The sequence below is a fragment of the Vibrio sp. 14N.309.X.WAT.E.F5 genome (genome assembly GCF_030397615.1).
GTDB classification, from domain to species: Bacteria; Pseudomonadota; Gammaproteobacteria; order Enterobacterales; family Vibrionaceae; genus Vibrio; species Vibrio lentus.
Genome location: NZ_JAPNXR010000006.1, coordinates 171036 through 196344 on the forward strand (window position 1 = coordinate 171036; position 25309 = coordinate 196344).

At 44.6% G+C, this 25309-nt stretch carries 22 protein-coding genes; 7 read left to right on the plus strand and 15 right to left on the minus strand.

From position 1 onward, the window contains the following. The first annotated feature begins 8 nt into the window (after positions 1-8). Positions 9-1571: a SpoVR family protein gene (locus OW495_RS09490; RefSeq protein WP_065103239.1), complete on the plus strand. Its 1563-nt coding sequence runs from the start codon at positions 9-11 to the stop codon at positions 1569-1571. A 169-nt stretch (positions 1572-1740) separates the two neighbouring features. On the opposite strand, the gene sohB is transcribed toward OW495_RS09490, so the two are convergent. After that, complete coding sequence (sohB, locus tag OW495_RS09495; protein WP_017107266.1) at positions 1741-2808, minus strand: protease SohB; 1068 nt, start codon at positions 2806-2808, stop codon at positions 1741-1743. Positions 2809-2945: 137 nt separating this feature from the next. Here sohB and OW495_RS09500 point away from each other — a divergent pair, with 137 nt between their 5' ends. From OW495_RS09500 to OW495_RS09515, 4 genes are all read left to right on the plus strand, one after another. Continuing rightward, positions 2946-3686: a YciK family oxidoreductase gene (locus OW495_RS09500; RefSeq protein ID WP_029225624.1), complete on the plus strand. Its 741-nt coding sequence runs from the start codon at positions 2946-2948 to the stop codon at positions 3684-3686. A 154-nt stretch (positions 3687-3840) separates the two neighbouring features. Next, on the plus strand, positions 3841-4548 hold the full coding sequence (gene imuA / locus OW495_RS09505; RefSeq protein WP_102514164.1) for a translesion DNA synthesis-associated protein ImuA: 708 nt from the start codon (positions 3841-3843) through the stop codon (positions 4546-4548). Between the two features lie 3 nt (positions 4549-4551). Next, positions 4552-6024 (plus strand): DNA polymerase Y family protein, encoded by a 1473-nt coding sequence (locus tag OW495_RS09510; protein WP_102514163.1) that lies wholly within the window; start codon positions 4552-4554, stop codon positions 6022-6024. Positions 6025-6113: 89 nt separating this feature from the next. Next, positions 6114-9191 carry an error-prone DNA polymerase gene (locus OW495_RS09515; RefSeq protein ID WP_102514162.1) on the plus strand — a complete coding sequence of 1026 codons (3078 nt, stop codon included), beginning with the start codon at positions 6114-6116 and terminating at the stop codon, positions 9189-9191. A gap of 310 nt (positions 9192-9501) precedes the next feature. Here the strand turns inward: OW495_RS09515 and OW495_RS09520 are convergent, their stop codons facing one another. Together OW495_RS09520 and OW495_RS09525 are read right to left on the minus strand one after the other, a co-directional pair. Continuing rightward, complete coding sequence (locus OW495_RS09520; protein ID WP_017107271.1) at positions 9502-10443, minus strand: chemotaxis protein CheV; 942 nt, start codon at positions 10441-10443, stop codon at positions 9502-9504. Positions 10444-10611: 168 nt separating this feature from the next. After that, positions 10612-11829 (minus strand): ROK family protein, encoded by a 1218-nt coding sequence (locus OW495_RS09525; RefSeq protein ID WP_017107272.1) that lies wholly within the window; start codon positions 11827-11829, stop codon positions 10612-10614. A 320-nt stretch (positions 11830-12149) separates the two neighbouring features. On the opposite strand from OW495_RS09525, the gene pyk reads away from it, so the two are divergent. Continuing rightward, positions 12150-13598 carry a pyruvate kinase gene (gene pyk / locus OW495_RS09530; RefSeq protein ID WP_102514161.1) on the plus strand — a complete coding sequence of 483 codons (1449 nt, stop codon included), beginning with the start codon at positions 12150-12152 and terminating at the stop codon, positions 13596-13598. Between the two features lie 160 nt (positions 13599-13758). Here the strand turns inward: pyk and OW495_RS09535 are convergent, their stop codons facing one another. Together OW495_RS09535 and OW495_RS09540 are read right to left on the minus strand one after the other, a co-directional pair. Further along, entirely contained in the window at positions 13759-14973 is a 1215-nt protein-coding gene (locus OW495_RS09535; protein ID WP_102514160.1) for a DUF6363 domain-containing protein, read from the minus strand. Positions 14974-15014: 41 nt separating this feature from the next. Beyond that, positions 15015-15104, minus strand: a complete 90-nt coding sequence (locus tag OW495_RS09540) for a YnhF family membrane protein (protein ID WP_099165371.1) — start codon at positions 15102-15104, stop codon at positions 15015-15017. Positions 15105-15249: 145 nt separating this feature from the next. On the opposite strand from OW495_RS09540, the gene OW495_RS09545 reads away from it, so the two are divergent. Further along, entirely contained in the window at positions 15250-15843 is a 594-nt protein-coding gene (locus OW495_RS09545) for a hypothetical protein (protein WP_026012218.1), read from the plus strand. Positions 15844-15953: 110 nt separating this feature from the next. Here OW495_RS09545 and OW495_RS09550 read toward each other — a convergent pair whose 3' ends face one another. The 10 genes from OW495_RS09550 to fabG all read right to left on the minus strand — a co-directional run bounded on the left by OW495_RS09550 (position 15954) and on the right by fabG (position 25303). Next, the gene (locus OW495_RS09550) at positions 15954-16358 is read right to left on the minus strand and encodes a hypothetical protein (protein WP_017107275.1); all 405 of its coding nucleotides are present in this window, start codon (positions 16356-16358) and stop codon (positions 15954-15956) included. A 228-nt stretch (positions 16359-16586) separates the two neighbouring features. Further along, positions 16587-18017: a PTS glucose transporter subunit IIBC gene (ptsG, locus tag OW495_RS09555; RefSeq protein WP_017111083.1), complete on the minus strand. Its 1431-nt coding sequence runs from the start codon at positions 18015-18017 to the stop codon at positions 16587-16589. Between the two features lie 444 nt (positions 18018-18461). Beyond that, positions 18462-19229 carry a YchF/TatD family DNA exonuclease gene (locus tag OW495_RS09560; RefSeq protein WP_102514159.1) on the minus strand — a complete coding sequence of 256 codons (768 nt, stop codon included), beginning with the start codon at positions 19227-19229 and terminating at the stop codon, positions 18462-18464. After that, positions 19220-20185, minus strand: a complete 966-nt coding sequence (locus tag OW495_RS09565; protein ID WP_102514158.1) for a DNA polymerase III subunit delta' — start codon at positions 20183-20185, stop codon at positions 19220-19222. Before OW495_RS09565 ends, OW495_RS09560 begins: the two co-directional genes overlap by 10 nt. 6 nt (positions 20186-20191) lie before the next feature. Then, positions 20192-20824: a dTMP kinase gene (gene tmk / locus OW495_RS09570; protein WP_065103230.1), complete on the minus strand. Its 633-nt coding sequence runs from the start codon at positions 20822-20824 to the stop codon at positions 20192-20194. Between the two features lie 10 nt (positions 20825-20834). Continuing rightward, a complete protein-coding gene (gene mltG / locus OW495_RS09575) occupies positions 20835-21851 on the minus strand; it encodes an endolytic transglycosylase MltG (RefSeq protein ID WP_102514157.1) in 1017 nt (338 codons plus the stop codon). Further along, complete coding sequence (pabC, locus tag OW495_RS09580; RefSeq protein WP_102514156.1) at positions 21848-22726, minus strand: aminodeoxychorismate lyase; 879 nt, start codon at positions 22724-22726, stop codon at positions 21848-21850. Before pabC ends, mltG begins: the two co-directional genes overlap by 4 nt. A gap of 104 nt (positions 22727-22830) precedes the next feature. After that, complete coding sequence (fabF, locus tag OW495_RS09585; RefSeq protein WP_017107282.1) at positions 22831-24075, minus strand: beta-ketoacyl-ACP synthase II; 1245 nt, start codon at positions 24073-24075, stop codon at positions 22831-22833. 93 nt (positions 24076-24168) lie between these two features. Continuing rightward, positions 24169-24402: an acyl carrier protein gene (gene acpP, locus OW495_RS09590; RefSeq protein WP_012603569.1), complete on the minus strand. Its 234-nt coding sequence runs from the start codon at positions 24400-24402 to the stop codon at positions 24169-24171. A 166-nt stretch (positions 24403-24568) separates the two neighbouring features. Further along, positions 24569-25303, minus strand: coding sequence for a 3-oxoacyl-ACP reductase FabG (gene fabG / locus OW495_RS09595; protein ID WP_029223568.1), 735 nt, complete (start codon positions 25301-25303; stop codon positions 24569-24571). Between the last annotated feature and the right edge of the window lie 6 nt (positions 25304-25309).

Here is a 25309-nt window from a genome sequence, read left to right on the forward strand (position 1 = left end):
GGCTTGCCATGACAGCGAAATCAAACGTTGCAGAAAAAGACAAAGCGACACAGAAGAGAAACGACAAGATGCTGCCTGATGGTCCAGATTGGACGTTCAACCTCTTAGAGCAATATCACGTAGAAATTAAGCGTGTGGCGCAGCATTACCGTTTAGACACTTACCCGAACCAGATTGAAGTGATTACCTCTGAGCAGATGATGGATGCTTATTCCAGTATTGGTATGCCCATCAATTACAACCACTGGTCTTTTGGTAAGAAATTCATCCAGACAGAACAAAATTACAAACACGGCCAAATGGGCTTAGCGTACGAAATCGTGATCAACTCAGATCCGTGTATCGCTTACTTAATGGAAGAGAACACGGTCACGATGCAAGCGTTGGTAATGGCGCACGCCTGTTATGGCCATAACTCGTTCTTTAAGGGTAATTACCTGTTCCAAACCTGGACTGATGCAAGCTCGATTATCGACTATCTATTGTTCGCGAAAAAATACATTACTGATTGCGAAGAAAAATACGGTGTGGCTGAAGTCGAGAAACTTCTCGATTCTTGTCATGCTCTCATGAACTACGGTGTAGACAGATACAAACGCCCAGAGAAGATTTCCATTGCAGAGGAAACCGCAAGACAAGAAGAACGTGAAGCGTATCTGCAATCTCAAGTGAACGAACTTTGGAGAACGGTTCCTCAGAACAAAAGTAAGGAAGAAGAAACCAAGATACGTTTCCCTAGTGAGCCTCAAGAAAACATTCTCTACTTTATTGAGAAGAACGCCCCACTGCTTGAACCTTGGCAGCGAGAGTGCGTTCGTATTGTTCGCAAGGTAAGCCAATACTTCTATCCTCAGAAACAAACTCAAGTAATGAATGAGGGTTGGGCAACCTTCTGGCATTACACCATTCTTAACCACCTTTACGACGAAGGCTTGGTGAGTGATAAGTTCATCTTAGAGTTCCTACACAGTCACACCAGTGTGGTTGCTCAACCCGCCTACAACAGCCCTTATTTCAGTGGGATAAATCCTTATGCACTTGGCTTTGCGATGTTTAGAGACATCCGACGCATCTGCGAAGAGCCCACCGATGAAGATAAAGAGTGGTTCCCTGAATTAGCCGGAAGTGATTGGTTAGAAGCGGTGCACTTTGCGATGCACAACTTTAAAGATGAAAGCTTCATCAGCCAATACCTTTCTCCAAAGATCATTCGTGACTTTAAGCTGTTCTCAGTACTCGACGACGACCGTAAAAATACCATTGAAGTCAGTGCGATTCATGATGATCCAGGCTATCGCCTGATTAGAGAAAAGCTCGCGGCGCAGTACAATCTAAGCAACCTTGAGCCGAATATTCAGGTGTTTAATGTCGATGTTCGTGGTGATCGCTCAATGACACTGCAATATGTGCCTCATGACCGTATCCCACTAGATAAAGGCTACGATGAAGTATTAAAACACCTCTATCGCTTATGGGGCTTTGATGTAATTTTGGAAGAGCTCAAAGATACGGGTCATAGAGAGATTCTGACGACTTGTCCAAAACGTAATGACTATGGAGCCAAGATTTAATGCTAATCACAGTAAGTAAGTGATTGGTATAAGACTCCGCTCCCCCTACAACATAGTGGTTAAACCCGCTCGGAAGTGGAGCAATAAAAAAGCGCATAAGTCTGATGACTTATGCGCTTTCTTTTTAAGGCTTAAACGTCTTTAAATGAAAACCTAGAACTCAATAAGCTTAAACAATCGGCTTTTGGCCGCGTTCAATCAGCTTCATCAGTACGTTGTCTGCAGATTTACCTGCAACGCCTGCTAGCTTATCTGATAGTTTTTTCTTTTGTACGTAGTGAATCGCTAGAACCGTCTTGTCCTTACATGCCGCTACGACTAAATCATCAGAAGTGCTAATCTCATCCACCAGCCCAAGTTCATGCGCTTGTGTACCAAACCAGTGCTCACCCGTTGCTACTTTTTCAAGATCGAGTGCAGGTCGATGGTCACGAATGAAATCTTTAAACAAGCCATGAGTTTCCTCTAGCTCTTCTTTAAACTTCTCGCGTGCTTTATCACTGTTCTCACCAAACATAGTAAGCGTGCGTTTGTACTCACCTGCCGTTAGTTGTTCGAATTCAATATCGTGCTTTTTAAGCAGTTTGTTGAAATTTGGTAGTTGAGCGATAACACCAATAGAACCAACAATAGCAAAAGGTGCAGATACGATTTTGTCTGCGATACATGCCATCATATAACCGCCACTTGCAGCTACTTTGTCTACCGAGATAGTCAAAGGCAGACCTGCCGCTTTGATACGGTCAAGTTGAGAAGACGCCAAACCATAGCCGTGAACCATACCACCGCCAGATTCAAGCTTAAGCAACACTTCGTCACCTTCACGAGCCACAGCTAGAACCGCCGTCACCTCTTCACGTAATGAAGCCACTTCTTTAGCATCAATACTGCCATTAAAGTCGAGAACGAATAGGTGTGGTTCACGCTTGCTATCAAGCTCACCCTCTTTCGCAGCTTTCTTCACTTCTTTGCCACGTGATTTTACTTTTTCTTTTTCCGCTTTCTTTTCTGCTTTATCACGTGCTTTGATGAAAGCATCATCATGCAAATGGTGTTCTAGTTGTTCAATCGTTTGTTTGTGGTGCTCAGATAGGTTCGTGATTTCCAGCTCACCTTTAATTGCGCTTGATTTTCCACCCACAGATTTAGCTATCACTAAAATTGCAATGATGGCGATTACAACGGTCGCAATCTTGGCTAAAAACAAGCCGTAGTCCAACAAAAATTCCAATGTCATATCCCCTATTGTATGAATTAGTGTATTGTAACCATCTTGTCACGATTACCAAGAATTTCTCATCATTCCTGCGGTTATCTGTGTGATTAAACATCAATGGAATGACGAACATAATAAAAGAAAGAAGGATAAGCACAGTGGATTACCCAATCTCTACAGATGCCCTCAAAGATAAAGTAATTTTGGTTACAGGTGCCGGTGCTGGCATTGGTCGCCAAGCCGCACTAAGTTTCGCTCAACATGGTGCAACTGTTATTCTGTTAGGCCGCAATGTCAAAAACCTTGAATTAATTTACGACGAAATCGAAAGCGCTGGTTACCCACAGCCTGCGATTATCCCATTGGATTTAAAAGGCGCGACAAAACAGAACTACATCGACATGGCTGAAACCATTGAATCACAGTTTGGTCGTTTAGATGGTCTACTGCATAACGCAGGTGTGCTTGGCACGTTAAGTCCATTCGATCAAATCGATGAAGAAACGTTTGATGGCGTCATGCAAATCAACGTTAAGGCTGAATTTCTAATGACTCAAGCGTTACTGCCAGTCATTAAGAAAGCGGAAGCGGGTCGTATTGTCTTTACCTCTTCAACGGTTGGTCACTCTGGCCGCGCGTTCTGGGGTACTTACGCGATTTCAAAGTTTGCTACAGAAGGCATGATGCAGATCTTAGCCGATGAGCTTGAAGGTACCGATATCCGTGTTAATGCGATTAACCCAGGCGGCACTCAAACACGCATGCGTGCAAAAGCGTACCCAGGTGAAGATGCGAACAAGTTAAAAACGCCACTCGACATCATCCCGCTGTATCTACACTTAATGAACCCAAGTGTGACAGACATTAATGGCCAATGTATCGATGCTCAACCTAAGTAGCTGATATTATGAGCAATAACAAAAAGTCGCTTTAATAGCGGCTTTTTTTGTATCTAAATCAACCATCTAACAGTTAGTTCACCTAATTTTCGTCATTTTGCTTTGCATCTTTTTCATTGTTAAATATACTGTATGAATATACAGGTATTTAATTATGCATGAACTAATAAAAAACTTACAAGACCGCCAGTTAATCTGGAAAGGATTACAATCAACAACGCAAGGAAGTACCACTTCGACAGGCTATCCTCAATTGGATAAACAGCTTGATGGCGGCTTCCCAACGCACGGCGTTATTGAGGTTGAATCACAACAAGGGATCGGCGAACTTCGTCTACTCACTCCTTATTTAGCTCAACAAAAATCGCAGAAGTTGGCCATTTTCATCAACCCTCCAGGGAAGATCTGTGCCGAGTTTTTCAACGGCCAAAACATTCCACTAGAGAACATCCTAGTAATCCAACCTCAGCGTGATCTCGATGCATTGTGGGCCGCAGAGCAGTGCCTCAAAAGTGGTGCCTGTCATTCTGTTTTGCTATGGGGAGCGGATCTAGAAATTCACCAAACCAAGCGCCTGCAAGCAGCAAGCGAAACAGGCAAGTGTCTGCAATTTCATTTTAAAGCCACCAGCCATAATCAGTTATCCCTACCCGTTTCTTTAAGCATGAAGCTGTCTTCTCACGCCCAAGGGTTAAAGGTTGAGGTCACGAAAAGAAAAGGCAGTTGGTCGTATGGCAGCTTTATTCTGGACATGAGCCAGAACTGGCCGCTACTCACAGAAAAAGTCATCGATGAAAACAGCTCAACTCACGCGTTGTCTGGTAACACGGTGCTGGCTTTCCCTATTGCGAAGCAAGGCTAACGTATGCTGTGGCTGTATCTGCATTTCTCATCCCTACAATTGGACACCTTGTTTAACTCTAATGAATTGGGTTCGAACGAAGAATCACACAATCAGCCTCTTATCATCGTCGATGAGAAAGATCATCGTGTGCTGCAAGCTAACCAATCCGCGTTGCAATCGGGTATCACTCTCGGCATGGGGCTAGGGTCTGCGGCCGCACTTTGCCATAACTTACACGTCCACCCTTACAGCATTGAGCTAGAAAAAAGTAAGCTGAAAGAGATTGCTCAATGGGCTTATTTGGTCACTTCCGACATGGCGTTACTGCCGCCCAATGGATTATTGATTAAAGCCTCTAACATGTTGTCGCTTTACGATGGGTTAGATAACTACTGGCATGAACTCAAAAACCATTTAGAAACACTCAATATCCAGTTCAGCTTTGCCACAGGTTATTCGCCGCTTTCTGCAATCCTTTTAGGCAAACAATCCATCAACCAAGCGACGAACAATGTTGAACAAATGAAAGCTTGGGTTAATCAACAAGCACTGAGTTCAAGTGAACTGCCTGCTAAACAAGTTGAACGCCTGAATCGTGTTGGTATCAATGTCGTTGAAGACTTATTAAAACTGCCTTTGCAAGATGTCGCGCGCCGCTTTGATATCGACTTGGTGAACTATGTTGGTCGTCTTAATGGGCAGTTCAAGCACCCGATTGATTTCTATCACCCACCAGAGAGTTTCCAACAATATTTGGAGCTGCTGTTTGATATTGAAAACATCCTGTTCATCGAAAAGCCTTTGCTGAAATTGTTGAATCAGCTCGAGTGTTTTTTGAGGTTACGTGACCGAGTGGCTTTCGAGTTAACGCTGACTTTGCACCTAAGGGATAAAGACAACCATCATGTCTCTTTTTATTCAGCACAGGGCGATTACCTTGCAGTCAAATGGGCGAACCTAACGCATCTAACCTTAGAGTCACTGAAGATAACGGCACCCGTACAGGGGCTGACTCTCTCTTTGATTCGTCATGGAGAACCGCAAGTCGCCTACCATGATCTTTTCGATGGCAATACCGGAACGCTTGCTGCGCTAGATCTGCTCTCGCTGCTTCAAGCAAAGCTTGGGCACGCTTGTATTCAGACTCCCAAAATACTGCACGATCCTAGGCCAGAAAAAGCTAACCAATATTCACTGCCGACACTGGGAAATACGGTAAAAAAGGGACAAATTTCCCAAGAGGTCACACAACAAACTGCGACAACTCCCAACATCAGCCAACAACGACTCAGACCGAGTATTCTACTGCCCGAGCCCGAAGCCTTAACCGAGAGCATCACTTTATCTCAAGGTCCTGAGCGCATTGTTTCTGGATGGTGGGATGGCGAGAAAATCATTCGTGACTATTTTATTGCTCACAGTGAAAACGGTCGATGGCTATGGGTATTCAGAACACCCGATAAACAGTGGTTCTTGCACGGTTTGTTCAGCTAGTCAGTTTAGTAAGTCGTTCTTGCCACTTGCTTCATTTAAACGCCCCTTTTCAATCATGTTCACTCGCAATGGTTAAGTGAGATTACGTTATGTCTCAGCAATACTCAGAGCTCTTCTGCCAAAGTAATTACTCCTTTCTAGAGGGAGCTTCGCACGCAGAAGAGCTTGTTTTACAGGCCGACTTCTTACGCTACAAAGCACTCGCTGTTACCGACGAGTGCTCGGTGGCGGGCATCGTTAAGGTTCACTCTGCGATCAAGCAACATAGGCTGTCGCTCAAGCAAATTGTCGGGAGCATGTTTTGGTTAAATGAAGAGTGCCAAGTTGTCTTGTTATGTCCGAATAGACAAGCCTACGCCGAGCTGTGCCGTATAATTACCAACGCGAGACGTCGTAGTAGCAAGGGACATTATCAGCTCTCTGAGTGGGATATCATGTCGGCTAAACACTGCTTTATTCTTTGGCTTCCTCAACAGAAAAATGAAGACGCGCATTGGGGGCAATGGCTATCCCAGCATCATTCAGGTCGGCTTTGGATCGGCTTACAACGACACCTAAAGCAAACCGACCAGCAGTACACGGATTACTGTGTTGAGCTGTCACAACATCACCATCTTCCTATTACGGCCTGTGGTGGCGTGCTAATGCACAACGCTAATCGCTTACCCTTGCAGCATTCACTCACTGCGATCAAATACCAACGTCCGATTACTGAAGTGGGCAGTCACTTACTCGCCAATGCCGAGCGCTGTTTACGCAGCATCAATAAGATCTCTCATATATTCAAAGCTGAGTGGTTAGAAGAGAGCAACCGAATCTCTGAGGTGTGCGAATTTGATTTAGACAGCTTGCGCTACGAATACCCGAGCGAACTGATTCCTCAAGGTGAGACACCCATGAGTTATCTACGCATGTTAGTCGAGAAAGGAAAACGAGCTCGCTTCCCGCAAGGCGTGCCTAACGACATTCAACAAATCATAGAGAAAGAATTGAGGCTAATTGACGAACTTGACTACCCTTTCTTTTTTCTCACGATCCACGACATCGTCATGTTTGCCAAAAGCCAAGGGATTCTTTACCAAGGTCGAGGTTCAGCGGCCAATTCCGTGGTCTGTTACTGCCTAGAGATCACCTCTGTCGACCCAAGACAGATCTCAGTGCTATTTGAACGCTTCATCAGTAAAGAGCGCGATGAGCCGCCCGATATTGATGTCGATTTTGAGCATGAGCGCCGTGAAGAAGTCATCCAATACATCTACAAAAAATACGGTAGAGAACGCGCAGCACTTGCCGCCACTGTCATTTCATATCGCTTTAAAAGCGCGGTCAGAGATGTTGGCAAAGCATTAGGGCTACAGGAAACCCAGCTTGATTACTTTATTAAGAACACCAATCGCAGAGACAAAAGCTTAGGTTGGCAAGCACAATTGACTCAATTAGGACTGCAACCTGACTCTTTAAAGGGTCAGCAGTTTATCCATTTGGTTAATGAAATCATTGGCTTTCCACGTCACTTATCTCAACATGTTGGCGGCTTCGTGATCTCTTCTGGCCCTTTGTATGAACTGGTTCCCGTCGAGAATGCGGCTATGCACGACCGAACCATTATTCAATGGGATAAGGATGATCTAGAAACCTTAGGCTTGCTGAAAGTCGATGTGCTCGCGCTTGGTATGCTTTCTGCGATTCGTAAGTGCTTCGATCTGATCAAACGCATTCACGGGCGATCACTCACTATCGCAGAGATCACTCGCCTTAAGGACGATCCTCAGGTTTACGGCATGATTCAGCGAGCAGACACCGTCGGGATATTCCAAATTGAGTCACGCGCGCAAATGAGCATGCTGCCAAGGCTCAAACCAAGGACTTATTACGACTTGGTGATTCAAATCGCTATCGTTCGTCCTGGGCCTATTCAGGGCGATATGGTTCATCCGTTTCTCAAGCGTCGAGATGGCATTGAGCCAATCAGTTATCCATCTAAGGATGTTGAATCGGTACTGTCACGCACCTTGGGTGTACCTATCTTCCAAGAACAAGTGATTAAGCTCGCGATGGTGGCCGCAGCATTCACAGGTGGTGAAGCGGATCAGCTCAGACGCGCAATGGCGGCTTGGAAGAAAAATGGCAACGTCTTTAAGTTTAAAAACAAGCTCATCGAAGGCATGCAAAAACGCGGTTATGAGACAGAGTTTGCCGAACAGATCTTTAAACAGATATGCGGCTTTGGTGAATACGGTTTTCCAGAAAGCCATTCCGCCTCGTTTGCCGTTTTAGCCTATTGCTCAGCTTGGTTGAAATGCTACTACCCAGAATGCTTCTATGCTTCCTTGCTCAATAGCCAACCTATGGGGTTTTATAGCCCATCACAGTTGGTACAAGATGCACAGCGGCACAACGTTATGGTTCTTCCTGTTTGTGTGAATGCCTCACAAGACAACCACACTGTCGTCGCTCATCAAAATGGTTTGGCTATTCGCTTAGGGTTACGACAAATCAAAGGCCTAAGCGAGCATGGTATTCAAAGCGTGCTCGCCAATCGCCCGCATTCTGGTTATCGCCACCCTAGCCAAGTAAAACAGCTATCAATGAACAAGAAGGACATTGAATTACTCGCATCAGCCAATGCGCTGCACAATGTTTCAGGTGATCGTTTCCAAACTCGTTGGGCACTCATGGATTCCGCTTCTGACCTACCTCTATTTCGTCAGGCTTATGACAAGGTAGAGCACGCCTTACATAAGCCAAATGAGATGCAGGATCTATTGGAGGATTTCACCAGCGTTGGCGTATCGTTAAACAAGCACCCTATCACCTTGCTAGAAGAAGCGAACCGACTTGGTCGATTCACCCATATGAAAGATTTAATACAGCAAAGACACAAATCTATGGTCACGGTTGTTGGATTGGTCACTGGCAAGCAATCACCCGGTACCGCAGCCGGTGTCACCTTTGTCACATTAGAAGATAACACAGGCAATATTAACGTTGTGGTATGGGGAGCCACTGCACGCGCACAGCAGCAAGCTTATCTGACAGCGAAGGCTTTAAAGGTTCAAGGAGTCTTAGAGAAGGAAGGCGAAGTCGTGCATGTGATTGCGGGGAAACTTATCGATATAACTGATGAAATTGTTGGCTTGAACACCAAATCTCGAGATTTTCATTAGCGATTCAAATACCCCTTTCATAAACGCCAGAAAAGGAAAAGGGAGGCATCAGCCTCCCTTCAATTCAAATCGTTGAGTTATGACTCAACTTCAGCTTCCGTACGTCTTTTCTTAAATTCCCTATATAGTAATAAGCTCAAAGTCATTACGACTTTTGAAGTCAACCATATCATTAAGAGGAACTACCTTAGATTGTGAGTGAAAAGTTACGCTAGTAGTTGAGCATATTTTGTTAAGAAAAATATGCTCCGTCAATATTAGCAAACGTTTTCCATAAGGTCACTCAAAACAAACCGTACAGCTGCATTAATTATAAAATCTGGCGCATTCGCTCTTGAGTCACTTCAACCAAGAGATCCGGTTGGAATTTAGAAATAAAGCGGTTACACCCTACTTTCTCAACCATGGCTTCATTAAAACTTCCACTTAATGAGGTATTTAGCGTGATAAACAAGTCATGCATTCTAGGGTCAGTACGCACTTCATGAGTCAGTTTATAACCGTCCATTTCAGGCATTTCGGCATCGGTGATCATCAGCAGTATTTCTTGATTGATGTCTTTGCCTTCGTCACACCACCCCTTCAGCAGATTAAGTGCTTGTAGGCCATCGCAACATTCAATAATGTTCAAACCCAGTTGCGATAAGGTGCCTTTGATCTGATTGCGCGCGGTTGAAGAGTCATCAACGATAAGCACACTACGCCCAACCATTTCATTGGCAAGCTGCTCATCTAATACACCGTCAGAAATCGAAACATCGTAATCGATGATTTCAGCGAGTACCTTTTCAACATCAATGATCTCAACGATCTTGTGTTGCTCTTCTTCTTGAATGTGCGTGATAGCCGTAAGGTAGTTAGCGCGCCCAGTCGTCTTTGGCGGCGGCTGAATTTCAGTCCACGTCGTATTCACGATATTACGCACTTGTCCAACCAAGAAGCCTTGTACGGTTCGGTTATATTCCGTGATGATTAAGTTATTTTCTTGAGTCTCATCACGAGATGGTGGGAAACCAATCGCGCTACGCAAATCGATAACAGGCACCGATTCGCCACGTAAAGAAGCGACACCCGTAATATGATGGTGAGAACCTGGCAGGCGAGTTAACACTGGCACTTTTAGGACTTCTTTCACTTTAAATACGTTAATCGCAAATAGTTGACGACTATTTAAGCTGAATAACAAGAGTTCCAGACGGTTTTCACCGACTAGTTTGGTTCTCTGATCAACCGAATTTAAAACGCCAGACATACAACACCTTAGTGACAAATAATAACTGAGGCTACAATAGCCTACTTCAATAGGTTAAAGCAAAGCGCCATTGCACAGAATGCTTAAACTAAGTACAACAAATAACGTTATACATAGTTTAAGGAGATGATAAGAGTTAGGTAAGGCTATAGGAAGAGTAAAGAGGGATTAACCTTCAATGACTTTCATCAATAATTGACCATCGTATAAAGCTTGTTTAACAAGCGCAGCACCCGGCATGGTTGCTTGTTTATAGAATCGAGATTCCACCAGCTCTAAATCTTGATGGTAAACCGATAAACTCTGCTCTTCGATACACTTTTGAATCGCAGGATACAACACGCTTTTAGCCTGATTGATAACACCACCCACCAAGATTTTCTCAGGGTTGAATAGGTTAATCACAATCGCAATCGCAGAGCCTAGGTAACGGCCTAATTGTTCAATCACTTCTACCGCTAGTGGATCACCCGCCGCTGCAGCAGCACAGATTTGTTCAATCGTGACATCTTCAAACACAGTAAGTGTGGATTCTTCACCATTGGCTAATCGTTCTTTGACTTGCTCACGGATCGCCTGCGAGCTCGCCACCGTTTCTAAACAGCCTCGGTTACCACAATGACAAAGCTTGCCCTCTTTCTCGATCTGAATATGACCCAATTCACCGATGTTACCGTGACGACCTTGTAGAACTCGGCCATCTAGGATAATCCCAGCACCGACACCATGGTGAATCGAGATAAGAACTGAATTATCGTTATCTTGTGAGTGACCAAACAGCTTCTCAGCTAATGCCCAAGCTCGAGTATCATTGGCAATAAAGACCGGTAGACCTGTTTCTTTGTAGATCTCGGGGCCCAACGCTAAATTTTTAACGTTGTAGTGCGGCATCTGCAGCACAATACCTTGCTCAGAATTCACGAGACCCGGTAGAGTAACGGCAATACTGGTTACCCTATCGAGCTGTTCCGCATAGGTTTGGAAAAACTCATCAATTTCATGAAGAAGACGAGCAAGCACATCCTCTTGGTCACGTTCGTGAATATCAATTTTAGTATCGATAAGTACATCGCCACCCAACTCATGAAGCGCGATCGTGAGATACCCACGACCAAGACGCATCGACAGAAACTGCCAACCTTCATTATTGGTTTGCAAACCCACAGCAGGACGTCCACGAGTCGTGGCTTCTTGAACCGTCGTCTCATGGATAAGGTGGGCTTCAATAAGTTCGCGGGTAATTTTAGTAATACTCGCCGGAGCCAACTCACTTTGCTTGGACAGTTCGATACGAGAAATAGGACCTTTAAGGTCAATTAGTTTATATACACGACCAGCATTGACCTGTTTGATATGATCAATATGGCCCGGTTGAGCCATGTACATTTTACGCTCCAGAAATCATCAACGGGTTAATTTTTTTACTTTGCGAAGTAATTGTGAAGTGACTTGGTATATCGCCGTGACCAGTATCACGTATATACATGAATCTTTGTGTATCTAGTCAAATAGTTTAAGAAAAATTAACACCCACATCGATAATTTGAGACTTAATTTTCATAAAAAAACATCGTATTTGAGTCCTAAATTTAATAAATAACAGCAAATACAGAAATATCTTCCTAGCTCCCAATAAATTATCAATTAATGCATATACTTAATTCTGTCTTGTACAAGATTTTCTAGGTCTCACCTTCGGAGCATTCATGACATCAGAATTAAGAAAAACAAAAATCGTCACCACTTTAGGACCATCAACAGATAAAGGTAACGTCCTTGAAGAGATCATCAAAGCCGGCGCCAATATCGTCCGTATGAACTTCTCTCACGGCAGCAGCGATGACCATATTCACCGCGCTGAAAAAGTCCGAGCAATAGCAAAAAAGTTCGGCACTCAAATCGCAATCCTCGGCGACTTACAAGGTCCCAAGATTCGAGTGTCTACTTTTAAAGACGGTAAAATCCAACTCGCAGTAGGCGACAAATTCACGCTCGACAGTAGCCTAGGTTTAGGTGAAGGCAATCAACAAGCCGTAGGCCTCGATTACAAAGAGTTACCAAACGATGTGTCAGCTGGCGATGTGCTGTTGCTTGATGATGGTCGCGTTCAATTAAAAATCACCGAAGTCGAAGGCTGTCGCGTTCATACTGAAGTCACCATTGGTGGCCCGTTGTCGAATAACAAAGGCATCAACAAGAAAGGCGGCGGACTGTCTGCAGAAGCGCTCACCGACAAAGACAAAAGAGACATCATCACCGCAGCTCAAATCCAAGTCGACTATTTGGCCGTGTCTTTCCCACGCAACGGCGCAGACATGCACTACGCTCGTCAGTTGGCGCGAGAAGCAGGATTAGAAGCTCACCTTGTCGCTAAAGTCGAGCGAGCGGAGACCGTTGCCACTGTGGAGAACATGGATGACATCATAATGGCCTCAGATGTCGTCATGGTGGCTCGTGGTGACCTCGGAGTGGAAATTGGCGACCCAGAGTTGGTTGGAGTGCAAAAACAGCTTATACGCCGTGCTAGAGCGCTTAATCGAACAGTGATCACCGCGACTCAAATGATGGAATCGATGATCTCCGCTCCAATGCCAACTCGTGCAGAAGTCATGGATGTAGCCAACGCCGTACTAGACGGCACCGATGCCGTGATGCTTTCAGGTGAAACCGCTGCGGGTGATTACCCCGTTGAAACCGTGAAATCAATGGCCGAAGTGTGTATCGGCGCTGAAAAGATGGCGGGCATTAACAACCAGTCTAATTACCGTATTGACCGCACCTTTGTCACGGCCGAAGAAACCGTTTCGATGGCGACCATCTACTCTGCAAACCATATGGAAGGTATTAAAGGTGTGGTGACTCTAACCGAATCAGGCCGCACTGCTCTGATGATGTCGCGCCTAAGTGCCGATATGCCGATCTATGCGCTGTCTCGTAACGAAGGGACGCTGAACCGCTGTACTTTGTATCGAGGTGTTACCCCTATCTACTTCGAGACAGAGGCCGAAGACAGCTTTGATATCGCACTGTCTACGCTCACTTGCTTGAAAGAGAAAGGGCACCTTAAATTTGGTGACCTAGTGATCGTCACTCAAGGCGACATTATGGATGTGGCGGGCTCAACCAACTGCATGAGAATCTTGCCTGTCACTTAATCAGTTAGTGTTTGATTAGGTCAGTTCGTTAATGAGCAACCCTGCCAAGATCAAAAAAGGGTTATTGAACTAAGTTCAGTAACCCTTTTTCACTTCAGAACATTGTTAGCTCATTGCGTACTAACTTTCAAATTCGAGTATGACTTATCAATTTCGAATATTACTTATCAGCAGCGCAAGTCACCAACTGTGGCATATGTGAGCTGCGAGCGTTTTCCGTTGAAGTATAGGTTTCTACAAACCGGTAACCCGCCTCTAACCCCAAGTCGTAATCGTACAGCAAATCTTCCTTGTCACTCATCAAAGAGCTCGACTTAAGCGGTTTGCTAGGTGCAATTTGAACAACAAACGCATCGTCCGGTGGGGAATTCAAAAAGTTCTGAGTTAATGAGTAGGTCTGATAATGAACCATCAACATGTCAGCTAAGCCAGAATCAAACTTATCGCCAATCAAATGACTTAAGCGATAAATATCATCAGCACCAAATAGCCATCGCCCACCATTGAGCAGATCAAGGTGCCCTCTATCGCGCTTTTGCTCCTTTGAACGGAGAATTTGCTGCTGAAAGAATGACGTCCAATCGGTTTTCCATTGATCTACTTTTTGTTGCCAATGGTCTTGCACACTATCAAACGACTCACGGAACCACTCCAACTCCTCTGCCGATATTGGCTTAGGTGCTTTTACTAAGGCGTGTTTACGTTGAATCTCATTGGATAGCTCAGCACCCTCTTCCAATACAGGCTCAGTACGTATCACGACGATTGAGCGAGCTTGCCTACGCCATGCTTCTTGCACAGGAATAGACGCAGATACGCCACCGTCAACATAAGCACTGTCACCAATGAAGATTTCATCATTGTACAAACGAGGAATAGCACAGGTCGCAATCATCACCTTGTACCAGTCTTCTCCCATCAACGGAAAATAGTGGTCTCGTAAGTCTTTGGAATCGGTTACTGCTGCAGAGAAATGGCGGTCACCTAAGGTTTGTCGTCCCAAATCAAGATCAAGCTTGTATGGGTAAGCCATGATTTGTTCTAAGGCCCACTCTAAACCTAAGTTCTGGCGCTTTCGTATATAGGAGAAAAGGTTGAAGAATTCTGGAGCCGTCGTTAAATCAAGAACGAAAGAACGACCTAGCCCTTTATCACGGCACAGATAGGCACACAAATTAAGCGCACCCGCTGAGGTGCCAAAGAATTCGTCGAAGGGGTCAAAATTAGAAAGAAGAAAGGCGTCCAGCACACCAGCCGTAAAAATACTTCGCTGTCCGCCACCTTGGGCAACCAGTGCTGTTTTTCCAGCAATAAACTTAGCGTAGTAACCTAAGTCTATTGCCGAATCAATATTGGTTATAATCCCACTATTCATTATTCCCTGAGTATAAAAACTCAGCCTCGCAATAGATGGTATTAGCTACCAATCGCAATAAAGCCAAATGAAAGAATGATGGTGTAGATTACGACTGTTATTTGTAGCGCATTTTTCAGATTATGGTCCATAAACACCTCTGGCTTATTATTAATTTGTCGAGTCTCTATTTAAGTATTATCAGGTGTGTGAAGTATCTTCAAGAATCGTCGAAATTAGTCGCACAATATTGATGTAACCATCACAATTAGTAAGTGTATGGATAAGGATATACTCATGAATAACAAAGCAAATATGATTGCGCTTGTTGCGCTCATTTCCGCTTCAAACTTGTATGCAGCACCGGAAATTATTATCACTCCGATGATTGGTTATACAGGTGGTGGTAGCGTCGAAGACCAGGATGGTAATACTTATGATATGGAAGGTTCAGAAAACTTCACCTTCGCCATTGAAACTCCGCTTGAGAAAGGTCGTATCGGCTTTTTCTATTCTAATCAGAGCTCTGAACTAGAAACACTCAATCTAAGCTCCTCAATTCAATACCTGCACTTTCAAAGCAGTATCTACTACCCTGCTTCCTCTGCGTTGTCAGGATATCTAGGGTTAGGTCTTGGTGCGTCTTACGTTGATGTAGATTGGGCGAAAGATAAATATGGGTTCTCAACCTCCATCTTCGGCGGCTTAGAATACAAATTTAGCGATCGCTTAGCACTGAATACACAAGTGCGTTGGTTAGGCACGGTTGTCGACAACGACACATCCGGTGTTTGTAACGTGCCAAGCAATGGCCAAGACTGCATTATCCGCTTTGATACCGACTGGATGAATCAATTTCAAGCCAATGTTGGATTGAGTTTTACCTTCTAGGTGAGTCCCCATATTGCCTCAATAAGCCTTTAGACTAGAAGTATTCTAACGAAATGAAAAAGCCAGCTGGATGCTGGCTTTTTCATTATAAAAACGGTTTTTAGTTCAAGTTAGAACTTGTAGGTCACACCCAGCGCGCCACCTATTTGTAACTCAACACCTTTATACATATCGAGCTCAGGGTGAACTTGTGCGTAAGCATTCCAACCTTCGTAGAAATTCACTTTCACGCCTAACGGCACACGCAAACCAAAATCATCATTCCATTCAGCCCAAGCACCAGCACCGACATACCAGCTTAAAGGCGCTTCAGTCTCAAACTGACCGCGCTTAAAAATATAATCGAATGCTGCACCATCATTACCGACTGTGGCGCGATACTTCTGATCGAACTCAACAACAACACTTAGATCTTGGTCGACGGCTAAGCCAACTTCTAGGTTTGGAGCTTCAGAAGCATGAGCTAGCGATACTCCGCTGCAACACATAAGGCCAATTAGGTAACGATGTTTCATAATATTCTCAGACTGTGTTCAAAAAAGGTAGATTACTTAAATCAAAACGGATGTTGTCATCATAAAGTTAAAGATAAGAGGTACCCAAAGCGGGCAATTGAGCATTAGCACATCAAGTTATTCGATAACTGATTGAGTTGAAAAGAGTAAGCGTAGAAAGGGATGCCATTGAGCAGAAAACAAAAAAGGAGGCCTTTCGGCCTCCTTTCAGTCTATTGAATCAGTGAATTAACCGTTGTTACGGATCCACTCATCCATGTCTGTCTTAAGGTTGTCAGACTTAGTACCGAAGATAGCTTGTACGCCACCAGCAACTACAACAACACCTGCAGCACCTAGTTTCTTCAGTTTGTCTTGGTCAACAACTGCTGTATCAGCAACGGCTACACGTAGACGAGTAATACAAGCGTCAAGACCAGTGATGTTCGCTTTGCCACCGAATGCAGCAACTAACTCACCAGCAAGCTCTGTACCAGTTGCAACGATTTCGTCTTCTGACTCGTCTTCGCGACCTGGAGTTTTAAGGTCAAGTGCTTTAATCACAGTGCGGAATACGATGTAGTAAATTGCAGCGTAACCAATACCACATACAACCATTAGACCCATCTTAGACGCGTTGCCAGATAGAACTAGGAAGTCGATTAGACCGTGTGAGAAAGATGTACCGTGTACAAAACCTAGAGTGTTCGCAAGAACGTATGCAGAACCAGCTAGTAGAGCGTGGATTGCGTACAGTACAGGAGCAACGAATAGGAATGAGAACTCGATTGGTTCAGTGATACCCGTTAGGAATGAAGTTAACGCAGCAGAAGCCATGATACCCATTACTTTAGCGCGGTTTTCAGGTTTAGCTGAATGTGCAATCGCGATTGCAGCAGCAGGTAGACCGAACATCTTGAACATGTAACCACCAGCTAGCTGACCGAAGCCATTGCCCGCTGCACGAGATGCGTCATCAGCAACTAGGTAACAAGTAAGAACACCGTTTTGAGTTTCGCCAGCAGCGTTTACACAAGTACCAGCTTCGAAGAAGAAAGGTACGTTCCAAACGTGGTGAAGACCAAATGGAATCAGAGAACGTTCAACGATACCGTAGATACCAAACGCCACTTGTGGGTTCTGGTGAGCAGCCCAATCAGAGAACGCAGAGATAGCGCCGCCAACTGGTGGCCATACTACAGATAGTAGGATTGCTAGACCAATCGCAGAGAAACCTGTGATGATTGGCACGGCACGCTTACCAGCGAAGAAGCCTAAGTACTCTGGTAGTTGAATACGGAAGAAACGGTTGAATGCCCAAGCAGCAACACCACCGACTAGGATACCACCTAGTACACCAGTATCGATTTTATCAACGCCCATTACACCAGCCATTACGCCAAGTGTAGCAGTCATGATGCCGTAACCAACGATAGCAGCTAGACCAGCTACACCATCGTTGTTAGTAAAGCCAAGTGCAACACCTACTGCGAACAGTAGTGCCATTTGACCAAATACTGAACCACCCGCTTGTTCCATTAAGTTTGAAACAATTTCTGGAATGAAAGGAAGATCTGCTGCACCGACACCTAGCAAAATACCCGCAACTGGTAAAACTGATACTGGTAGCATCAGAGACTTACCAACTTTCTGCAGGCTAGCAAAAAGGTTCTTAAACATGTTTATGCTCCTGATAAAGATAAAATAATTATATGGGTCCTAACGGCACACCCCCGTAGCCTATATGTTAGCACCCTGCGAAAATGTAACCATGTATTGCATTATATTTTCTGCCGCTAAATATATATTGATGGGGAACTAACTTTCTAGTCACTTACGAAATTTAGTTTCAAAACACGTCTTGGATCACATGTCAAATCAAGAAATGCAATGCTTTACAAGCCAGTAAACCACTGAAAATAAAGATTATTTTTCGAGGTCTCTATTATTTTACTGGGTAAATAAAATAGGAGCTAATGTTATTTTTAGTAACAAAATTACAAATGTTAGAAATAGGGCTCTCAAGTTCAACATAATTAGTAAACATTAAAAAAAAACGCACTTTTGGTGATCAAAAACACAAAAAGGGAGCTTTCGCTCCCTTTTATTTCTTAACTTAGTTTTTTATCGCAAAAAAAGTTTTTGGTAGTTTTTGGTCGTTTGTTCAGCAACCTCTTTCATTGACAGTCCTTTCAACTGAGCAATATAAGCTGCCACTTCGACCACATATGCAGGCTGATTTTGGTTACCACGATATGGAACAGGAGCTAAATATGGAGAATCCGTCTCAATCAACAGTCGATCAAGTGGTAAATTCTTTACGACTTCTTTAAGTTCTGTGGCTTGCCTAAACGTAACGATCCCTGAGATCGAGATATAAAAGCCAAGTTCCATCGCCGCTTCAGCGAACGCTTGATCCTCTGTAAAGCAGTGAATCACACCACCACATTTATCAGCACCGCCATCACGCAAAATCGACAATGTATCTTCACGCGCATTACGAGTATGGATGATCAAAGGCTTATTTAGCTCTACTGCCAACGCGACGTGTTGCTTAAATCGCAGTTGTTGGAGCTCTGCTGTCTCTGGTTGATAGTGATAATCTAAGCCAGTTTCACCAATCGCCACCACTTTGGGATTGCTCGCGTATTCACGCATTCGGTCTAAGCAAAAGTCACTCTCAACATCGAGAGGATGCACGCCACACGAAGCCTTAACGTTATCAAACGGCAAGATCATCCCGAGCATATTTTCAAACGAATCCAGCGTAACGCCAACAGAAAGCAGGTGGTCAACGTTTGCTGCTTTCGCTTTATTAACCACGTCTTCTACGCTTGTGTGTAAATCTTGGTAATCCAGTTTGTCTAAATGACAATGGGAATCTACGAACATGTTTCCTCGCAAGTGGCAATCAGCCAATTCATTATGAGTAGCTCCGTATTGAGCCCAGGGTGTTGCTTTAATTGTTCAATCAATATCAATAGTTTATTCGACGCTGCATAAGCACTTTGGTAAGACATCACTCCCGACAACACACTAGCACTTGGGGTAATCGCTTCACTAACCAAACCGAAATGCAGCTTTTGCACGTCAGACAATAAGTGCCATAACCAACCTAGTTGAACCAGAGGCTCTTTACTCAACTCTGTAGAGAACTTTAACATGTCTGGTTGAACGCCTTTAATAACATCCACAAAGCCATCTAGTGCTTTGGTAGAAGCTTCGACGCCACCTTGATCAAACATTGCTTTAGCTTTCAGAGGTGCGTTGTCGTTCAATGCCAGTATGTACTGAGGAACCGTTTTACCGACTTCTCCATTTAACCATGCCGATCCTTCATCCAACTGTGGGCACACCACATTAAATTGCTGGCAACGGCTAAGGATAGTTGGCATTAAGCGATTGCTGTTGCGCGTCGAAAGAATGAAAATACAGTTACTCGCAGGTTCTTCCAGCGTTTTCAACAGCGCATTAGACGCCGATTCGTTCATCGCTTCAGCCGGATTCAGCAAGATGACACGCAGGCCACCTAACTGGGACGATTGTTGAGCCCAGCGGTTACTCGCACGCACTTGATCAACGGTAATCGATTTACCTTCTTTCTCAGGTTCAATCACATGAAAATCCGGGTGACTCCCCGACTTCATTAATTCACAGCTGTGACAAAAGCCGCACGCTTCACTTTCGTAGTTAACACACATCAGTGCCGACGTGAGCTGACTAACCAGCGCTTCCACGCCAAGCCCTTCAGGCGCATTAACGATCACAGAGTTAGGAAAACGTTCTGCATCGAGACTTTTTTTCCACTCACTCCATACCGGTGTGAGCCAAGAATACACTTCAGCCATGACTACCTACTGTTTATCGAGCCAAGCACCTAGCGCAACTTTGATATCAGCAGCCACTTGCTCAATCTCTTGCTGTGCATTAACCACAAGAACCGTTTCATCTTGTGCTGCAATCTCAAGGTAACGTTCACGCGTACGATCGAAGAACGAGATATCCATCTTTTCGATTCTATCGAGCTCACCACGGCCTCTAGCGCGTTCTAGCCCTACTCTAGGGTCAAGATCCAAGTATAGGGTTAGATCTGGCTTAAAACCGCCTAGCGTGGTTTCTTTCAGTGATTCCATCGTAGTGCGTGCGATCTGACGACCACCACCTTGATAAGCTTGAGATGACATATCATGACGATCACCCAACACCCATTTGCCACTATCTAGTGCAGGCTTGATGACGTTTTCTACTAATTGAACACGCGCTGCGTACATCAGCAGCAATTCGGTCATGTCTTGAAGCTTCTCGCCTTCGTGTTCTTCTTTGACCAATGAGCGCATCTTCTCGGCAAGCACGGTACCACCGGGTTCACGAGTATTAACGATGTCAGCGACACCAGCTGCTTTCAATGTCTCCACGATGGCATTGATTGCTGTACTTTTGCCAGCACCTTCAAGGCCTTCAACCACGATAAATTTCGACTGATTCATAATTCTTTCTTTATTTGTTTTTTCTTAATTGCTTTAAGTAAGCTCGCACTGCACGGTTATGCTCAGTCAAACTCTTTGAAAATACGTGACCGCCCGTTCCACTCGCAACAAAATACAGGTAGTTGCTCTTCTCTGGATTCAGAGCCGCGTTGATAGACGCTTTACCCGCCATCGCGATCGGTGTTGGCGGTAAACCGCTCATTGTATAGGTGTTGTACGGCGTTGGTGTGCGTAGATCTTTCTTACGAATATTGCCCTTGTAGCTATCACCCATGCCGTAGATAACCGTTGGGTCAGTTTGCAGACGCATACGCTTGTTCAAGCGGTTAACGAACACAGAAGACACACGCTCACGTTCAGAAGCGACAGCAGTCTCTTTCTCGATGATAGACGCAAGAATTAACGCTTCATAAGGCGATTTAAGAGGCAGCTTATCCGCTCTGTTTTCCCACTCATCATTCACCACGTTCATTAGATCTCGGTGGGCGCGTTTCAACAGATCTAAATCCGTTGTGCCATAGGTGTAGTGATACGTTTCCGCTAAGAAAAGACCTTCAAGCTTTTCATTTTCAATACCCAACTTTTCAGCGATCTCTGTCTCAGACACACCGTCCAACGTCTGTTGAATGAATTCGTTATCTTTTAGCTGAGCAAGCCACTCATCAAAACGACTGCCTTCGACGAAAGTAATCGTGAATTGGTGCTCTTTCCCTTCGACCAGCACTTGTAGCGCTTGCTCAAGGGTTAAACCTGGCTCAAACAGGAATGTACCCGCTTTTACGTCTACAAGCTCAGGATGTAACTTGCGAATCAGCTTCTCGTACGGAGACGCTTCAAACAGGCCTTCATTAATCAGCTGTGCGAGAACGCGGTTAAAGCTGCTGCCTGAAGCAACGGTAACCACCTGCGGTTTTTCTAATTGAATAACTTGTTTCAGGTTATCTTGCGCTTGGTTGTAAACGTAGAACCCAGCAGCACCGGCTGCAATTAGGCACAAGATAATAAAAATAAATAACTTTTTGATCACGAGTTTAGTTGTCCTTGAAGGCTACGAGTAACGGTTCCAATGTTGAATTGGGTATCACTAATACGGGTAACGGGGGCAACCCCTAAAATGGAGTTGGTCATGAAAATTTCATCAGCTTGCATTAGTTGGGATAGGCTGTAGTCACTAATTGTAACGGAAAGTTCAGCCTGATTCAGCGCGGTTAACACTTGCTTACGCATAACCCCGGCGACACCACTTTGCGTCAGTTGAGGAGTGTGAATCGTCTGCCCTTTTCGCCAAAACAAATTGGCCATGGTGGTTTCAATCACATTACCTGAGATATCAAGAACCACACCATCAACTTTATCGGCCTGATCCATTTCATCTTTCATCAAGATCTGCTCAAGACGATTATTGTGCTTATGGCCTGCGAGCAGTGGGCTCAAACCCAGTGCTTGTTGGCAGATACCGAGTTCTACACCAGAATCTTGCCACGCGGAATAATGACTTGGGTAATCAAATATACTGATGGTTATCGTTGGCTTAGCGATATTCTTGGTACTGTAGCCACGACCGCCAGTCCCACGGCTAACGTGCAGCTTGATCCCAGCTTTTTCATTGTGAGGCTTGTTTTTGTCTTGAAGGTTCGTTGAACCATCAAGGCTCTTTGTCCCATGAAGATCATTATCTTGGATATGTTGAAGCGCATTATCGAGCCAAAGGTTAACCACATCCCAATCAAGTGCGGAAATGCGTAACGCTTTAAGGCAATCATCGACACGACGCTGATGATCGTGAAAATGTTGAATCTGACCATTTCGGACAAGCATTGTCGTGAAACAGCCGTCTCCGTACTGAAACGAGCGATCCAAGATATCGATAGTTTGTTGGCTTTCTCCATCAACCCAGAACATGTTTTTCCCCATAAAAAGAAACGGCTCAATGCTAAAGCATCAAGCCGTTTAAAAACAAGTCTAATTGTGACTATCTACGAGTGTTTATGTCTTTAATAAGATGATTAAATCTTTTTGAAGATCAAACAGCCGTTTGTACCACCAAAACCGAATGAGTTACATGCAGCATATTCCATGCCGCTAACTTTACGTGCGGTGTGAGGTACTAAGTCAATATCTAAGCCTTCTTCAGGATCATCTAGGTTGATTGTCGGTGGGACAATTTGGTCAACCAAAGACATCGCTGTGATGATCGCTTCAGCAGAACCCGCAGCACCTAGAAGGTGGCCAGTCATTGATTTCGTAGAAGAAACCAATACTTGCTTACAGCCTGCTTCGCCAAGAGCACGTTTAATACCCTTAACTTCAGCTACATCACCCGCAGGAGTCGATGTACCGTGTGCGTTAACATAACCGATTTGTTCACCAGTCACGCCAGCATCACGCATAGCCGCTTCCATCGCTAGCGCGCCACCAGAGCCATCTTCACTTGGAGATGTCATATGGTAAGCGTCACCCGACATACCGAAGCCAACTAGCTCACAGTAAATCTTAGCGCCACGAGCTTTCGCATGTTCGTACTCTTCAAGAACCATCATGCCTGCACCGTCACCAAGAACGAAGCCATCACGACCTTTGTCCCATGGACGAGAAGCTTTTTGAGGCTCATCGTTACGAGTAGACAGTGCTTTAGCCGCACCAAAACCGCCCATACCTAGTGGTGTCGATGCTTTTTCAGCACCACCCGCTAGCATTGCGTCAGCATCGCCGTATGCAATCATACGAGCCGCGTGACCAATATTATGTAGGCCAGTCGTACATGCCGTAGAAATAGCGATGTTTGGACCGCGTAGACCACGCATGATAGACATGTGACCCGCAATCATATTCACGATCGTCGACGGAACGAAGAACGGACTGATTTTACGAGGGCCTTTTTCAGTTAGAGCTTGGTGACCTGCTTCGATCAAACCAAGACCACCAATACCAGAACCGATAGCAACGCCAACACGAGGGGCGTTTTCTTCAGTAATAGTTAGGGCTGAATCATCTAAAGCTTGAATACCTGCTGCGACGCCGTACTGGATGAACAAGTCCATCTTACGAGCATCTTTTTTAGTCATATACTCTTCGCAGTTAAAGTCTTTAACTAGACCTGCAAAACGAGTTGAGAAATTGGTTGCATCAAAATGATCGATATTAACGATACCACTTTGACCAGCTAGCAGGGCTTTCCAAGAAGATTCTACAGTGTTGCCTACCGGCGACAACATACCCATGCCAGTGACAACTACACGACGCTTGGACACGATATTACACTCCGGGGATTGAGGTGATTTAAGATGAGGATAGATGAGTTAGATAAAACACAGGCGGTCAAGGTGACCGCCTGGGAGAGATTATTACTGAGCGCTAGTTACGTAATCGATAGCAGCTTGAACAGTAGTAATTTTCTCAGCTTCGTCATCTGGGATTTCAGTGTCGAATTCTTCTTCTAGAGCCATTACTAGCTCAACTGTGTCTAGAGAATCTGCACCTAGGTCATCAACGAAAGAAGCTTCGTTTTTAACTTCAGCTTCGTCTACACCTAGCTGTTCAACAATGATTTTCTTTACGCGTTCTTCGAGGTTGCTCATTTTTTCTTTTCCTTTACAGAGTTCGCTTTATGCGATGTTTTCCGTAGTTTATTCAATCTATTGAAAGTTGCAAGGTCAACTTTTCTGGTCAAACCACAATTTTCACGATTTTAACCGAAATTACGTATGATCTTGACTTAAATCATGCACAAATGTTGCACATAATTTACACCATGTACATACCGCCATTGACGTGAAGTGTTTCACCTGTGATATAAGCTGCCGCAGGTGACGCCAAAAATACCACAGCTTCAGCGATTTCGCGAGGGTCACCTAGTCGACCTGCTGGTACATTCGCCAAAGTTGCTGCACGTTGGTCATCATTTAGCGCTTTAGTCATATCAGTTTCGATGAAACCTGGAGCAACAGTGTTCACTGTAACGCCACGAGATGCAACTTCACGAGCCATTGATTTAGTAAAACCAATCACGCCAGCTTTTGCAGCTGCGTAGTTAGCTTGACCAGCGTTACCCATAGTACCTACTACAGAACCAACGTTTACAATACGACCTTGACGCTTCTTCATCATGCCACGCAATACAGCTTTAGACATGCGGAAGATAGGCGTTAGGTTAGTATCGATGATGTCATTCCATTCGTCGTCTTTCATACGCATAAGTAGGTTATCACGAGTGATACCTGCGTTGTTGACTAGAATGTCGATCGCACCAAATTCATCGTTGATGGTCTTCAGTGTAGCAGTAATTGAGTCAACATCCGTTACATTAAGAGCAAGACCTTTACCGTTCTCGCCAAGGTACTCGCTGATTGCAGCAGCGCCGCCTTCAGACGTAGCAGTACCGATAACTTTAGCACCACGCTCAACTAAAAGTTCAGCGATTGCACGACCGATGCCACGGCTTGCGCCTGTAACTAGTGCAACTTTGCCTTCTAAATTCATCATAAC

Bases quoted from the DNA above. Each gene is read 5' to 3' on its own strand.
- OW495_RS09535 (WP_102514160.1), bottom strand. From the start codon at position 14,973: ATGAATAGTGGGATTATAACCAATATTGATTCGGCAATAGACTTAGGT.
- OW495_RS09545 (WP_026012218.1), top strand. From the start codon at position 15,250: ATGAATAACAAAGCAAATATGATTGCGCTTGTTGCGCTCATTTCCGCT.
- OW495_RS09550 (WP_017107275.1), bottom strand. From the start codon at position 16,358: ATGAAACATCGTTACCTAATTGGCCTTATGTGTTGCAGCGGAGTATCG.
- imuA (WP_102514164.1), top strand. From the start codon at position 3,841: ATGCATGAACTAATAAAAAACTTACAAGACCGCCAGTTAATCTGGAAA.
- OW495_RS09560 (WP_102514159.1), bottom strand. From the start codon at position 19,229: ATGTTCGTAGATTCCCATTGTCATTTAGACAAACTGGATTACCAAGAT.
- OW495_RS09490 (WP_065103239.1), top strand. From the start codon at position 9: ATGACAGCGAAATCAAACGTTGCAGAAAAAGACAAAGCGACACAGAAG.
- OW495_RS09540 (WP_099165371.1), bottom strand. From the start codon at position 15,104: ATGGACCATAATCTGAAAAATGCGCTACAAATAACAGTCGTAATCTAC.
- tmk (WP_065103230.1), bottom strand. From the start codon at position 20,824: ATGAATCAGTCGAAATTTATCGTGGTTGAAGGCCTTGAAGGTGCTGGC.
- OW495_RS09525 (WP_017107272.1), bottom strand. From the start codon at position 11,829: ATGTACATGGCTCAACCGGGCCATATTGATCATATCAAACAGGTCAAT.
- ptsG (WP_017111083.1), bottom strand. From the start codon at position 18,017: ATGTTTAAGAACCTTTTTGCTAGCCTGCAGAAAGTTGGTAAGTCTCTG.
- acpP (WP_012603569.1), bottom strand. From the start codon at position 24,402: ATGAGCAACCTCGAAGAACGCGTAAAGAAAATCATTGTTGAACAGCTA.
- pyk (WP_102514161.1), top strand. From the start codon at position 12,150: ATGACATCAGAATTAAGAAAAACAAAAATCGTCACCACTTTAGGACCA.
- pabC (WP_102514156.1), bottom strand. From the start codon at position 22,726: ATGTTCTGGGTTGATGGAGAAAGCCAACAAACTATCGATATCTTGGAT.
- OW495_RS09565 (WP_102514158.1), bottom strand. From the start codon at position 20,185: ATGGCTGAAGTGTATTCTTGGCTCACACCGGTATGGAGTGAGTGGAAA.
- OW495_RS09520 (WP_017107271.1), bottom strand. From the start codon at position 10,443: ATGTCTGGCGTTTTAAATTCGGTTGATCAGAGAACCAAACTAGTCGGT.
- OW495_RS09515 (WP_102514162.1), top strand. From the start codon at position 6,114: ATGTCTCAGCAATACTCAGAGCTCTTCTGCCAAAGTAATTACTCCTTT.
- OW495_RS09510 (WP_102514163.1), top strand. From the start codon at position 4,552: ATGCTGTGGCTGTATCTGCATTTCTCATCCCTACAATTGGACACCTTG.
- sohB (WP_017107266.1), bottom strand. From the start codon at position 2,808: ATGACATTGGAATTTTTGTTGGACTACGGCTTGTTTTTAGCCAAGATT.
- fabG (WP_029223568.1), bottom strand. From the start codon at position 25,303: ATGAATTTAGAAGGCAAAGTTGCACTAGTTACAGGCGCAAGCCGTGGC.